This window comes from Nonomuraea wenchangensis (assembly GCF_900111685.1).
Classification (GTDB): domain Bacteria; phylum Actinomycetota; class Actinomycetes; order Streptosporangiales; family Streptosporangiaceae; genus Nonomuraea; species Nonomuraea wenchangensis.
The window spans coordinates 272,708-285,550 of the sequence record NZ_FOHX01000007.1 but is presented as its reverse complement, the minus strand read 5'-3'; the positions used below and the strand labels follow the sequence as shown (position 1 = coordinate 285,550).

Genomic DNA, 12,843 nt, shown 5'->3' with positions numbered 1-12,843 from the left:
GCCGTCAGCTTTCCAGGTGACGGAAGGCCACGTGCGCGGACTCCACGCTGTGCCGGAGCGTGCGCTCCAGCGTGTCGGCGTCGCCGGCCAGCTTCTCCAGCTCCGCGAGCGCGAGCCCGTCGGCGCCCGACTCGGCCAGCAGCTCCTCGTAGCGCGGCAGCCGGGTCCGCAGCTCCTCGATCTGGGCGTGCGCGTGGTAGGCGCGCTCGGCCTCGCGTACGTGGCCGGCGTAACGTTCCAGAGCCTCGACCCGGGCGACCACCGCCGCCTCGCTGGCGGACAGGGCGCGTTCGAGCGGCTGGAGCACCGGGGCGACCTCGGGCGCGAGGCCGCGTTCGCGCAGCTCGCGGTGCTCGCGGCGGAAGGCGGAGAGCTTGGCCAGCAGGCGGGCGATCTCCCATTCCTGGGCGGGCAGCATGACGGCGTTGCCCGCGTCGTCGAGCAGGCCCTCGGCGTTGACGTGGGAGCGCAGCACCGCGCCGACCGCGCGCTGCGCGCGGCCCAGCACGAGCCGCGCCTCCTGGTCGAAGTCCTCGCCGAGGAAGTAGCGGCCGTCGTACAAGCGGGCCTGCTCGTAGACCTGGCGCTCGTGGGGGCGCTCGTCCTCGGGCGGCTCGCTCATGGAGGCGATCTTTACCAGGACGACGAAGACGAAGGTGCCGAGCAGCACGAACCCGGCCGGCGCGAACGGCGAGTCGAGCAGGACGGCCATGAGGGCGATCACCACCGGGGTGGCGGCCAGCAGCAGAGTGCTGGAGGGGCCGCGGCGCGGCCGGCGGGATCCGCAGGAGGGTCCGTGGGGCGTCCATCCGGCGCGGATCCTGGACAGCAGCGAGGCGTTGACGCGTAACATCCCGGCGACTTCCGGCGGAACCGCCGGATCGACCACCACACCCACGCTCTGTCCTGGCACCCTGGCGCCCCCCAAGCTCGGTATGTGGATATTACGTAACAATCCGCTCGTGTGTCAGCCTCGAATGTCGCCGGAGGTACGGATTTCAAACATCGTCCTGCTGGATCTCCCACAGCGCGGTCTCGGGGATGCCCGCCTTGACCAGCAGCTCCCAGGCGGCCCGCCGCTCGCGCGGATCGGCGAGCACGGCGCGCAGGAGGGGCCGCAGCCGCGCGTGGTCGGCGCCGCCCTCCGCCCACAGCGCGCCGAGCGCCTGGTGCACGGCCGGCGAGCGGACCGCGGCCGTGCGCAGCAGCTCCTCCAGGATGCCCACCCGGTCGCGGTACGGCAGGGGCCGCCCCTCCCCCAGCGCGCGCAGCAGCAGGTCGAGCAGGCGGCGGTGGCGGGGGCCGTACCCGGTGGCGACGGCGACGACCGCGTCCCCCATCCCCGTGGGGTCGTCGGCGCCGAGCACGACGTCCTCCTCGCCGTTCTCGACGACCCGCCGCGCCGACAGGGCGGTGACCAGGCCGTTCCATCCCTCCTCCCCGAGCTGGCCCTTCCACAGGTGCGTGAAGGAGGACCAGCGCTCGGGCGCGTCGGGCCCCGGCAGCAGCTCCGAGACGCGGACCGGCCCGTCGGCGGCGGCCACGACGAGCAGCGCGAGGTTCGCCGAGTACGCCGCCAGCCGCCGCGCCAGGCTGTGCCGCACCGGGCGGAAGCCGGTGAAATGGCGGCGCCCGCACTCGTGCAGGGAGCGGCGCAGCAGCCCGGACAGCTGCTCGACGCAGCGGGCCCTGATCTCGGGCGGCACGTCGTCGAGCAGGTCGATGACGAACCCGACGATCGGCCCGCGCTCGGCCAGGCAGGAGTGGGAGATGACGGCGTAGAGCAGGTCGTCGTCCACGCTCTGCACCAGCGCCAGGGGCTCGTCGCCGGCGAGGCTGCGCCTGCGGTCGAGGTCGCGCAGCGCGTAGACGGCCAGCCAGGCGACCAGGAAGTCGCCGAAGGTGGAGTGCAGGAAGGCGTGGCCGCCCCGGCGGACGAAGAAGAACCGCTCGGTGGCCCTGCGCGCCCAGCCGGCGGGGGCCGCCCGGTCGGGGTCGGCGTCCGCCGGGTCGTCCTCGCCGCCGTGGCACAGGGCGGGCAGGTCGCGTTCGAGCGCCTCGTCGGTGATGACCTGGCGGCCTCGGGCCAGCATGGACAGCGCCGCCGCGCCGAGCAGCACCAGCTCCTGGTCGATGACCACCCGGCCGGCGCCGCCGGTCTCGCGTTCGGTGAAGTCGCGCAGCAGCACCTCGTACAGGCGGGAGCGCTTGAGCGGGCGCCGCCGGGGGTCGTCCTGCTGCGCGGCGTTGCCGCCGGCGTCGTAGAGGGCGAGCAGGAGCAGCAGCAGCGGCTGGCGGGCCATCTCGCCGTGGGCGAGCGCGGCCTCGGCGGGCAGTGGCGTGAGGTCGCGGCGGGCCAGCAGGGCGCGGTTGGCCTGGTCCCAGATCTCCAGCCACTGGCGCACCTGGTCGTCCTCGAACGGCAGGAGCCGCAGCGCCAGCAGCCCGTCGGGGAAGCGGATGCGCTCGGCCACGACCGTGCGGCTGGTCACGATGACCGCGGCGGGACGGCCGAGCCCGGCCTCGCGGCGCTGGAACTCCTCCACGCGGGCGAGGTAGTCGTAGCGGCCGGCGCCGCCGAGCAGCAGCTCGTCCAGGCCGTCGAGGAGGATCACCGGCTGCGCCCCGCCGGCGGCCTCCACGAGGTCGCCGTAGGAGACCTCCTCGCCGAGCACGGCGGCGATGGCCTGCTCGATCTGCTCGGTGACGTCCGCGCGCGGCGCGACCCCCTGCAGGTCCACCCGGATCGGCAGGAACTCCGAGCGGGCCAGGCGGGCGGCCAGCACCTCGGTCAGCTTGGTCTTGCCCGAGCCCGGGTCGCCGAGCACGAGCAGCGGCGCCAGCGTGGCGCGCAGCGAGGTGAGGTGCCCGACGAGGAACGCCTCGGTGTCGGGCAGCAGCCGCTGGTCCTCCCACCAGCCGTCGAGCGCGGGCGAGGCGTCGCGGGTCAGCTCGGCCACCCGGCAGCGCGGGGTGAGGTAGCCCTCGCCGAGCAGCGGCAGGTAGACGTCCTCGGGCAGCTTGCCGGCCAGCAGGAGCGGCTGGTCGAGCAGGTTGGCGGCCATCCGGGCCAGGTGGACCATGGGGCGGTCGCCGACGCGGGGCGGCGCCAGCTCGGCCAGCAGCCACGCCACCCTGGACAGCGCGGTGGAGGGCTGGGGGCGCTCGGTGACCAGGCTGCGCACCCCGAACTCGTGGCTGTCGAGGGCCAGCGAACGGTAGTTCTCGTCGTAGAGGCGCAGGGCGTGGGCGGGCGGGCCCTCGGCGAGCATCCGGGGCAGCAGGATCTGGTCGTCGTGGCTCAGCTCGTCCCAGACGGGCAGGCCGGCGGCGTAGCCGGCCAGGGCCTCCGACATGCGCGCGTAGGCACGTTCCACCGCCTGGCGGGTCTCGCCGAAGGGGATGTGCGGCTCGGGGGTGGGCAGGCGCTCCAGCATGAGGGCGGCCATCAGGCGGGCGAAGCGCTCGGGCGTCGGCACACCCCGCGCGATCTTCTCGGTGCGGTCGAGCTGCTCCAGCGTGAACGGCAGCTTGGCCTCGCCGAGCGCCTCGAAGTACGCGGAGACGACGATGACGGCGTGCGCGGCGGCCAGGCGCTGGGTGCGGGTGTGCCGGTCGACGCCGCCGCGCAGCTCCGGCAGGCGGCCGAGGACGTCCTCGCCGTAGCGGACGACGGAGGCGCGCATGTCGGCCACGCCCATGACGAGCTGCCCGGCGCCGGCCAGCGGCCACCCGCTGCGCTCGGCCGCCGCGGCGAACCCGATCACCTTGGCCAGCCTGCCGTCCTTGCAGCCGAGGATCCGCAGGGCGTCGGCGTAGCTCGGGGTCTCGATCATGGCCTTCTCCCGGGGACTGGGGTTGTCCCGTCAGCGCTGGGTGCCGCGGTCACATTCCTTTCATGCCCGTTTCATCGCCTCGGCGATCTCCGGCAGGGCGGCGGGGTCCTCGATCGTGGACGGGGTGGTGTACGGGCGGTCGTCGGCGATGTCGCGCATCGTGCCGCGCAGGATCTTGCCGGAGCGGGTCTTCGGCAGCCGGGCGACCACGACGGCGCGGCGGAAGGCGGCGACCGGCCCGATGCGCTCGCGCACCAGGGCGACCAGCTCGCGCTCCAGCTCCTCGGGGTCGCGCTCGGAGCCGGACTTGAGCACCGCGAAGCCGACCGGGACCTGTCCCTTGACCTCGTCGGCCACGCCGATGACGGCGCACTCCGCGACGTCGGGGTGGCCGGCCAGGACCTCCTCCATGGAGCCGGTGGACAGCCGGTGCCCGGCGACGTTGATGACGTCGTCGATGCGGCCCATGACGTAGAGGTAGCCGTCGGCGTCGAAGTGGCCGCCGTCGCCGGTCAGGTAGTGGCCGGGATGGCGTTCGAGGTAGGAGGAGCGGAAGCGGGCCTCGTCGCGGTAGAGGGTGGGCAGGGCGCCGGGCGGCAGCGGCAGCTTGACCGTGACCGAGCCCTCGACGCCGGGCGGGCAGTCGTTGCCGGCGGCGTCCAGGACGTGCACGTCCCAGCCGGGCACGGGCTTGGTCGGGGAGCCGGGTCTGGCCGGCAGGGTCTCGATGCCGACGCAGTTGGCGGCGATGGGCCAGCCGGTCTCGGTCTGCCACCAGTGGTCGACGACGGGGACGCCGAGCAGGTCGGCGGCCCAGTGGTAGGTGTCGGGGTCGAGGCGTTCGCCGGCGAGGAAGAGGTGCCGCAGCCCGGACAGGTCCCACTTTTTCGCGAATTCTCCGGAGGGGTCCTCCTTCTTGATGGCGCGGATCGCGGTCGGCGCGGTGAACAGCGTCCGCACGCCGTGCGTGGCCACCACCCGCCAGTACGCGCCGGGGTCGGGGGTGCCGACGGGCTTGCCCTCGTACAGCACGGTCGTGCAGCCGGCCAGCAGCGGGGCGTAGACGATGTAGGAGTGGCCGACGACCCAGCCGACGTCGGAGGCCGCCCAGAAGACCTCGCCGGGGGCGGCGCCGTACACATTGGCCATGCTCCAGTGCAGCGCGACGGCGTGGCCGCCGTTGTCGCGCAGCACGCCCTTCGGCGAGCCGGTGGTGCCGGAGGTGTAGAGGACGTAGAGCGGGTCGGTGGCGGCCACGCTCACACAGGGGGCGGGCTCGGCGTCGCGCACGGTCGCGGCCCAGTCGAGGTCGCGGCCCTCGGTGAGCTCGGCGGGGCACTGCGGGCGTTGCAGGATCACGCACCGCTCCGGCCGGTGGGCGGCCTGCTCCAGCGCCGCGTCCAGCAGCGGTTTGTACGCCACCACCCGGCTCGGCTCGATGCCGCAGGAGGCGGAGAGCACGACCTTGGGCCGGGCGTGGTCGACGCGCACCGCCAGCTCGCGGGCGGCGAACCCGCCGAACACCACCGAGTGCACCGCCCCGAGACGCGCGCAGGCCAGCATGGCGACCACGGCCTCGGGCACCATCGGCATGTAGATCACGACGGTGTCGCCGGCGCCCACGCCGAGGTCGCGCAGCATGCCCGCGGTGCGCGCCACCTCGTCGAGCAGTTCGGCGTAGCTGAGCACGCGCACGGCGCCGGTGACCGGGCTGTCGTGGATCAGCGCCGGCTGCCCGCCGCGGCCGGCCGCCACGTGCCGGTCGAGCGCGTTGTGACAGGTGTTGAGCCGCCCGTCGGGGAACCAGCGGCCGTCGGGACCGAGGACCGTGGCCGGAGCCGTGTCCCAGTCGATGCCACGGGCCGCCTCGGCCCAGAACTCCTCGGGATGCCGGATGCTTCGCCGGTAAGCCTCGTCATAACCAGCCACTTATCGATCAGACCAGCCGCCGGGCCCATGGCGCAAGTGCCCGGCCCGGCGGCGGCCCGATCGTTTCGGCGGTCAGCCGGCCGACAGCACCAGCCGGATGGCGAAGGTGCGGTAGCCGGCCCGCTCGAACGCCTTCACCATCGGCGTGTTGCCGCGGTCGGTGTCGGCGGCGACGCGCTCCACGCCCCGCTCGGCGTGACAGCGGGTGATCTCGCCGAGCAGGTCGTCCACGTAGCCGTGGCCGCGGTGCTCGGGCACGACGCCGAGGTAGCCGACGACGGGCCCGGCGTTGTTGGCCGACGGCAGCGCGACGCCCACCAGGGAGCCGTCGGCGGCCGAGTACGCCAGCCGCCACAACGACCGGTCCCCCGGCATCTGCCGGTAGTCGGCGACGTCCTGGCGCGCCTGCTCCTCGGGGTCCATGGTGCGCAGGGAGAGCCTGGTGGCGTGGTCGAGCGTGCCCTCCGCCACCCGGCGGAACGCCGCCACGAACGCCTCGTCGTCGTCATCGCCGCGGAAGACCAGCCGGTCCGACGGCTCGGGCACGGGCTCGTCGGCCGTCCACGCGAGCCGCAGGCGCTCCAGCTCGTCGGTGAGCCCGGCGCGGCCCACGGCCTCCTTGCGCCAGGCGAGCGCGGAAGCGGCCTTCGGGTCCTCGCGCCAGCCCTCGGACAGGAACACGTGGTACGCCGGGCGGTCGCCGAACGCGGCGTGGCCGCGCTCCAGCAGCTCGGCGGCCAGCGCGACCCGGTCCCGGACGGACGGGTGGACGTGGACGCAGTCGAGGGCGAGCGGCCGCCCGTCGGGGAAGCCCCACCAGACGGCGCGGGCCAGGATGTCGCCGGTGTCCTCGTCGAGGGCCAGCCAGATGCGGTCGTAGCGGTAGTGTCCGCTCTCCAGGAACGACAGGAGGCGGTCAGGGTGGGCCCAGCTGACGGACTCGTCGACGACGCAGCCGAGCAGGCGGTCTAGGTCGTCGCCGACCGCGGTACGGAAAAGCACGATTCCTCCGAGAAGGGGAAGAGGGCGCGCGAAGCGCCCGGGGCAGTGCCGAACATCTCAGCGCCTCCTTTCTTCCGACTTTTCGGCGTCAGCGGGCACTCTATCGCAAAGAACGCGAAAGGATGGGCTCGTGAGGTCCTACGACGACGAGACGCTGCCCCTGCAGCCGCCCATCCGGCTGCCCGACGAGGCCACGCTGGCCGCGGCCGTCCGCGCCGCCCCGCTGGCCGATGAGCTGGGGGCGCTGGAGGCGGCGGGCGGCGACGCCGAGGTGCTGGCCGCCTGGGCGGACCACTGCAGGGAACGGCTGGCCGCCGACGAGGGGCTGCTGGTGGAGCTCATCCGGCTGTTCCTGTCCCGCGAGCCGGTCAAGGGGGAGGCGCCGAAGACGCTGGCGGGGCTCGGGCTGGTGCGGACGGCGGAGCCGTACACGCTGAGCTGGCTCGGCCTCTGGGCGGCCCGGCTGATCATCGCCGACACCACCGGGCAGGAGATCCCCGTCATGGGCTCGCTCGCCGACGCGGACGCGGAGACGCTGCTGCACGCGCTGCGCTCCTACCCGGAGGCCGAGCGCGACGAGGAGCTGGCCGGCTGGCTGAAGGGCCGCGACCGGGACGACGCCGTCGCCTCCCTGGCCGCCGCGCTCGCCACGGTGAGCCCGCTCAGCCGGGCGGTCGGCGTCGAGGTGCTCTCCCACGACCTCGGTGACGAGGGCCGGCACGCGCTGCTGCGGCTGCTGGAGGAGCCGAAGCTGGGCGCGGTGATCGCGGCCAGGACGGCGAACCCGCAGCGGCAGCCGGTGCCGGAGGAGATCGCGTGGGTGCTGGTGGACATGGCGGCGGCGCTGCTGGAGTTCGGCGACGCGCCGGACGAGGTGGTCAAGTCGATCGCCATGGGGATGAACTCCGAGGAGCAGGCCGCGACGATCGCGATCCTGGCCTTCGGCGACCATCCGTGGACCGGGCGGGTGCTCCAGGTCTTCATCGACCACCATCCGGACGAGCGGATCGCGGCCGCCGCCAGGAAGGCGCTGCGGCGGCTGCGCGGCCTGTCGGACTTCCGCGGGTGAGCCCGTGATCCGGCCGTGATCGGCGGGCCTCCGGTGGCGGTAGAGTCGGCTCGGTGACGAAGCATACGATCTCCCCGCAGAACAGCATCCTCGGTGAGGCGTTCGCCTGCGCGTGCGGCGTCATCCTCGGCGGCCGGATGACGGCCGAGCTCCACGCGGCCGAGAACAACCTGTGCTCGGCCTGCCTCGGCTCGGCCGAGGAGGAGGTGGCCCCGGGCCTGTCGCGCGGCTGCACGTCGTGCGCGGGCAGCGGGCGGCGCAAGGAGCAGATCACCTGGCAGCTCGCCCACGCCGAGGCGGAGAACCTCATCACCATGAGCGTCGTGCGCGGGATCGTGGCCCGCTTCGACGGGCCGTTCCGGCTGTCGGAGATCGCCGACACGGTGCGGACCGGCCTCGGCCTGCCCGCCGGGCGGCTGCCCGTGGGCCCGCGGGTGCGTGACCTGCTGCTGCAGCTGCAGGCCGCGGGCGAGATCGCCATGCTGTCGGCCCCCGACGAGATGCTGGGCACCGACATGGTCCTCTACCGCGACCCGCAGTGGCAGCGCGCCCGCACCCTCGGTCTGTGACGCCGCACTCCGTTACGGGCGGCAGATGAGCTCGCCGTGCGGGACGGACAGCCAGCCGTCCTCGGCCGCCGCCCAGGCGCGCCAGCCCGCGGAGATCCGCCGCAGGTCCGCCTCCGTGGCGGCTCCGGTGGCGCGGGCCTGGTCCGCCATGGCGGAGCCGAGGACGCGCTCCGCCCACATGCCGCCCCACCAGGCGCGGTCGTCGGGGGTGGCGAAGCACCAGGTGGAGGAGGTGGCGGTGACGTCGGAGAAGCCCGCGGCGCGGGCCCACGACAGCAGCCGCCGGCCGGCGTCGGGCTCGCCGCCGTTGCCCCGCGCGACCCGCTGGTAGAGGGCCAGCCACTCGTCCAGCTCGGGCAGCAGGGGCCACCAGGCGAAGGCCGCGTAGTCGCTGTCGCGGACGGCGACGTAACCGCCGGGCTTGGTCACCCGGCGCATCTCGCGCAGCGCGCGTACGGGGTCGCCGACGTGCTGCAGCACCTGGTGGGCGTGGACTACGCAGAAGGTGCCGTCCTCGAAGGGCAGGTCGTGCGCGTCGGCGACGGCGAAGTCCACGTTGGTCAGGCCGCGGGCGGCGATCTCGGCCCTGGACAGCTCCAGCGCGTCCGCGCTGACCTCCGAGGCCGTGACGTGGCCCGTCAGGCGGGCCAGGTCGGCGGTGATCGTGCCAGGGCCGCTGCCGACGTCCAGCACCTTCAGGTGCGGCTTGAGGTGGGGCAGCAGGTACGCCGCCGAGTTCTCCACGGTGCGCCAGCGGTGCGAGCGCAGCACCGACTCGTGGTGGCCGTGCGTGTAGACGGCGGTCGCCGGACGGTCCATCGCCAAACTCCTTCGTTCGCCTCGGATGCCGTCACCCTAGCGCGCATCTCACCATTCAAGAGAGAACGTCTTACTATCCGAGACACGACTCTCGCGGCCCTACACTGGGCGCAGGGAATCGTCACAGGAGGAACCGTGGGAGAGGTCCGGCCGATCGTGCACGTCGGCGACCCCGTGCTGCATCGTCCGTGCGAGCCGGTCACCCGGTTCGGCGAGGAGCTGGCGGCGCTGGTCGAGGACATGTTCGCGAGCATGTACGCGGCGGAGGGCGTCGGCCTGGCCGCCAACCAGATCGGCGTGCCGCTGCGGGTCTTCGTCTACGACTGCCCCGACGCCGACGGCGTGCGCCACAAGGGCGTCGTCGCCAACCCGGTGCTGGAGCCGCCCGGCCTCGGCGAGCGGCGGCTCGACACCGGCGACGAGGGCTGCCTGTCGGTCCCCGGCCAGTACGCCCCGCTCCCCCGCCCCGACACGGCCACCGTCCACGGCTTCGACGCGGCGGGCGAGCCGGTCACGGTGACGGGCACCGGCCTGCTGGCGCGCTGCCTGCAGCACGAGAGCGACCACCTCGACGGGCGGCTCTACCTCGACCGCCTGCCCGCCAAGCGCCGCAAGCAGGTGCTGGCCGCCTACCAGGCGGCACAGTCCGCGATAGCGGACAATTCATCGCTATAGTGGAGGAATGACGGGCGAAAGTGTGCTGTCCAGCGGGCTGTCCATGGCCGAGCTGGGGCAGCGGGTCCGCGCCGAGCGGCGGGCGCGCGGGCTGTCGATCGAGCGCCTGGCCGACCTGGCCGGCGTCAGCCGCAGCATGGTCTCCGACATCGAACGCGGCGCCAAGACGCCGACCGTGCTCGTGCTCGACCGGCTGGCCACGGCGCTCGGCACGTCCATCGCCCGGCTGCTGGACGAGCCCGCGCACGGCGCGATGCGGGTGCTGCGCCACGCCGAGCAGCGGGTGCTGCGCGACCCCTCCGGCTGGGAGCGGCGGGTGCTGTCGCCGGTGCTCGGCGACGTGGAGTTCGAGTTCATGCGCACCACCATCGGTCCGGGCGTGGACGCCGGCGAGTTCGCGCCGCACGCGCCCGGGTCGCGGGAGTACCTCGCGGTCGAGCGCGGCAGCCTGCGGCTGACCATCGACGGGCGGGCGCACACGCTGGAGGCCGGCGACTCGGCGTACTACCCCGGCGACCGCCGCCACGCCTTCGCCAACGACGACGCCACCGACTGCGTCTACTACCTCGCCATGGAGCTGGGCACCCCCGGCCACACGAACCACCACGAACCCTCAGGGAAGGGACAGCTCGATGACTGACCTGCGCGCCGCCGGTGAGCGGGCGGCCGCCCTCGTGGCCGCGCATCTCGCGGGCGTGCCGGACGGCCCGGTGTGGCAGCCGGTCCCCGACGGCGAGCGCGCCTGGCTGAGCGGCCAGGAGCTGCCCGCCGACGGCCGGCCGCTCGCCGACCTGCTCGCCGACGTCCGCGCGCACGTGCTGCCGCACCCGATGGGCAACGGCCACCCGCGCTTCTTCGGCTGGGTCAACTCCCCGCCCAACCCGGCGGGCGTGCTCGTCGAGCCGCTGGCCGCCGCGCTCAACCCGAGCTGCGCGGGCGGCGACCACGCAGGGCCGCACCTGGAGCGGGCCGTGGTGCGCTGGCTGGCCGAGCTGACCGGGTTCCCGCATCCGCCCGGCGGCGGGCTGCTGACCAGCGGGGCGTCCATGGCCACGATCGTGTGCCTGGCCGCCGCCCGGCAGCGGGCCGCCCGCGCCGACGGGTGGGACGCCCGCGAGGAGGGCCTGGCCGGACGGCCGCCGTTCGTCCTGTACGTCACCGAGGAGGGGCACAGCTGCCTGCACAAGGCGGCCCAGCTCCTCGGGCTCGGCGCGCGGAACGTACGGACCGTGCCGGTGGACGCCGCGTACCGGATGGACGTGGCCGCGCTGCGCGCCATGGTGGCCGAGGACCTGGCGGCGGGGCGGCGGCCGTTCTGCGTGGCGGGCAGCGCGGGCACCGTCAACTCCGGCGCGGTGGACCCGCTCGACGCGATCGCGGACGTGGCGGCCGAGCACGGGCTGTGGTTCCACGTGGACGGCGCCTACGGGGCGCTCGGCGTGCTGGGCGAGGACGCGGCGCCGCACTACGCGGGCCTGGACCGGGCCGACTCGCTCGCGCTCGACCCGCACAAGTGGCTCGGCGTGCCGGTCGGCTGCGGCTGCGCGCTGCTGCGCGACCCGGGGGCGGCGCGGGCCGCGTTCAGCCTGGTGCCGTCCTACCTGGTGGACGAGAACGCGGGCGACCTGGGCTGGCTCGCCGAGTACGGACCGGAGCAGACCCGCCCCTTCCGCGCGCTGAAGACGTGGGCGACGCTGTCGTCCCTCGGCCGTTCCGGCGTGGTCCGCCTGGTCGAGCACACGACGGGCCTGGCCCGCACGCTGGCGGAGATGGTGGAGCGGGCGCCCGACTTCGAGCTGCTGGCGCCGGTGGTCACCTCGATCACCGCCTTCCGGCACACGCCGGCGCGCAGCGGCGACCTGGACGGGCTCAACCGGGCGATCCCGTTCGCGGTGCAGGCGCGCGGGAACGCGTTCCTGACCGGCACCCGGCTCGGCGGCCGGGACGCGCTGCGGGCCTGCTTCCTGCACCCGGACACCACCGAGCGTGACCTCGAGATCCTCCTGGACGAGATCCGCGTGGCGGCCAAGGGCCTCTGAGCGGCCGGGGTGAGGCCCCGCCCGCACCGGGTAGGGGGCTCTGACATCCGATCCGCAGAAGGAGGTCCCCATGGCGAGGACCGTGGCAGACGTGATGACAAGGGACCCGGCGTCAGTCGAGGCCGAGCAGCCGGTGGCCGTCGCGGCGGCGCTGATGCGCGACATCGACGCGGGGGCGGTGATCGTCAACGAGAACGGGCGCATCCAGGGCATCGTCACCGACCGCGACATCGCGGTGCGGGTGGTGGCCGACGACAAGGGGCCTGAGACGCCGGTCCGCGAGGCGTGCAGCGCCTCTGTCGAGGCCGTCGGCCCCGACACGGAGATCGACCAGGCGGTCCAGCTCATGCGTACGCACGCGGTCCGCCGCCTGCCGGTGGTCGAGGACGGCCGCGCGATCGGCATCGTCAGCCTCGGCGACCTCGCCATGGAGCGCGACCAGAACTCCGCGCTCGCCGACATCTCCGCCGCCGAGGGCAACCGCTGAGAAACTGTCGGTCGCGGCGGTTAGCGTGGCCCCGTGATCACAGTCGAGGATGTACGACGGTTCGCGAGCACCCTGCCGCGCTCGTCGGAGCACCTGATCAGGGACCGCGTGAAGTTCCGGGTAGGCAAGATCGTCTACGTGGCGTTCTCGCGGGACGAGACGCTCATGGGCTTCGGGTTCCCCAAGGAGGAGCGCGAGGCCCTGGTGGCGGCGGAGCCGGCCAAGTTCCTGCTGCCGCGCGAGTCCGACCTGCGCTTCCACTGGGTGGTGGCCCGCACCGCCGCGCTCGACGTGGCGGAGATGCGCGAGCTGGTGCTGGACGCGTGGCGCATGTGCGTGCCCAAGAAGGTCCGCGCCGAACAGGAGCTCCTCACCGCCACCCGCCCAATCCCCTGACCACCCACAGCCGGCGGCGGAG

12 protein-coding genes are annotated in these 12,843 nt (G+C 74.1%); 7 read left to right on the top strand and 5 right to left on the bottom strand.

Translation table 11 applies throughout. The features are described 5' to 3' along the window. Positions 1–4 precede the first annotated feature (4 nt). From BMW85_RS22900 to BMW85_RS22885, 4 genes are all read right to left on the bottom strand, one after another. The gene (locus BMW85_RS22900; protein WP_245775007.1) at positions 5–898 is read right to left on the bottom strand and encodes a hypothetical protein; all 894 of its coding nucleotides are present in this window, start codon (positions 896–898) and stop codon (positions 5–7) included. A gap of 100 nt (positions 899–998) precedes the next feature. Then, entirely contained in the window at positions 999–3,836 is a 2,838-nt protein-coding gene (locus tag BMW85_RS22895; RefSeq protein ID WP_091084736.1) for an NACHT domain-containing protein, read from the bottom strand. A gap of 60 nt (positions 3,837–3,896) precedes the next feature. Next, positions 3,897–5,765, bottom strand: a complete 1,869-nt coding sequence (locus tag BMW85_RS22890; RefSeq protein WP_091084734.1) for a propionyl-CoA synthetase — start codon at positions 5,763–5,765, stop codon at positions 3,897–3,899. 72 nt (positions 5,766–5,837) lie between these two features. After that, a complete protein-coding gene (locus BMW85_RS22885; protein WP_091084731.1) occupies positions 5,838–6,767 on the bottom strand; it encodes a GNAT family N-acetyltransferase in 930 nt (309 codons plus the stop codon). Positions 6,768–6,897: 130 nt separating this feature from the next. On the opposite strand from BMW85_RS22885, the gene BMW85_RS22880 reads away from it, so the two are divergent. Together BMW85_RS22880 and BMW85_RS22875 are read left to right on the top strand one after the other, a co-directional pair. Then, positions 6,898–7,836: a hypothetical protein gene (locus BMW85_RS22880; protein ID WP_091084728.1), complete on the top strand. Its 939-nt coding sequence runs from the start codon at positions 6,898–6,900 to the stop codon at positions 7,834–7,836. 53 nt (positions 7,837–7,889) lie between these two features. Then, entirely contained in the window at positions 7,890–8,405 is a 516-nt protein-coding gene (locus BMW85_RS22875) for a hypothetical protein (RefSeq protein WP_091084726.1), read from the top strand. A 12-nt stretch (positions 8,406–8,417) separates the two neighbouring features. On the opposite strand, the gene BMW85_RS22870 is transcribed toward BMW85_RS22875, so the two are convergent. Next, positions 8,418–9,224: a class I SAM-dependent methyltransferase gene (locus BMW85_RS22870; RefSeq protein ID WP_091084725.1), complete on the bottom strand. Its 807-nt coding sequence runs from the start codon at positions 9,222–9,224 to the stop codon at positions 8,418–8,420. Positions 9,225–9,359: 135 nt separating this feature from the next. Between BMW85_RS22870 and def the strand changes: the two genes are divergently transcribed. From def to BMW85_RS22845, 5 genes are all read left to right on the top strand, one after another. Continuing rightward, positions 9,360–9,899 (top strand): peptide deformylase, encoded by a 540-nt coding sequence (gene def / locus BMW85_RS22865; protein WP_091084722.1) that lies wholly within the window; start codon positions 9,360–9,362, stop codon positions 9,897–9,899. A gap of 7 nt (positions 9,900–9,906) precedes the next feature. After that, entirely contained in the window at positions 9,907–10,539 is a 633-nt protein-coding gene (locus BMW85_RS22860; protein ID WP_245775006.1) for a helix-turn-helix domain-containing protein, read from the top strand. Further along, positions 10,532–11,938, top strand: a complete 1,407-nt coding sequence (locus BMW85_RS22855; protein ID WP_091084718.1) for a pyridoxal phosphate-dependent decarboxylase family protein — start codon at positions 10,532–10,534, stop codon at positions 11,936–11,938. Before BMW85_RS22860 ends, BMW85_RS22855 begins: the two co-directional genes overlap by 8 nt. A gap of 70 nt (positions 11,939–12,008) precedes the next feature. Next, on the top strand, positions 12,009–12,425 hold the full coding sequence (locus BMW85_RS22850) for a CBS domain-containing protein (protein ID WP_091084716.1): 417 nt from the start codon (positions 12,009–12,011) through the stop codon (positions 12,423–12,425). 33 nt (positions 12,426–12,458) lie between these two features. Continuing rightward, the gene (locus BMW85_RS22845; protein ID WP_091084713.1) at positions 12,459–12,821 is read left to right on the top strand and encodes an MmcQ/YjbR family DNA-binding protein; all 363 of its coding nucleotides are present in this window, start codon (positions 12,459–12,461) and stop codon (positions 12,819–12,821) included. Positions 12,822–12,843: the final 22 nt, after the last annotated feature.

Excerpts from the sequence above, each read along its gene's own strand:
- BMW85_RS22860 (WP_245775006.1), top strand. The coding sequence starts at position 9,907 with ATGACGGGCGAAAGTGTGCTGTCCAGCGGGCTGTCCATGGCCGAGCTG.
- BMW85_RS22895 (WP_091084736.1), bottom strand. The coding sequence starts at position 3,836 with ATGATCGAGACCCCGAGCTACGCCGACGCCCTGCGGATCCTCGGCTGC.
- BMW85_RS22855 (WP_091084718.1), top strand. The coding sequence starts at position 10,532 with ATGACTGACCTGCGCGCCGCCGGTGAGCGGGCGGCCGCCCTCGTGGCC.
- BMW85_RS22850 (WP_091084716.1), top strand. The coding sequence starts at position 12,009 with ATGGCGAGGACCGTGGCAGACGTGATGACAAGGGACCCGGCGTCAGTC.
- BMW85_RS22870 (WP_091084725.1), bottom strand. The coding sequence starts at position 9,224 with ATGGACCGTCCGGCGACCGCCGTCTACACGCACGGCCACCACGAGTCG.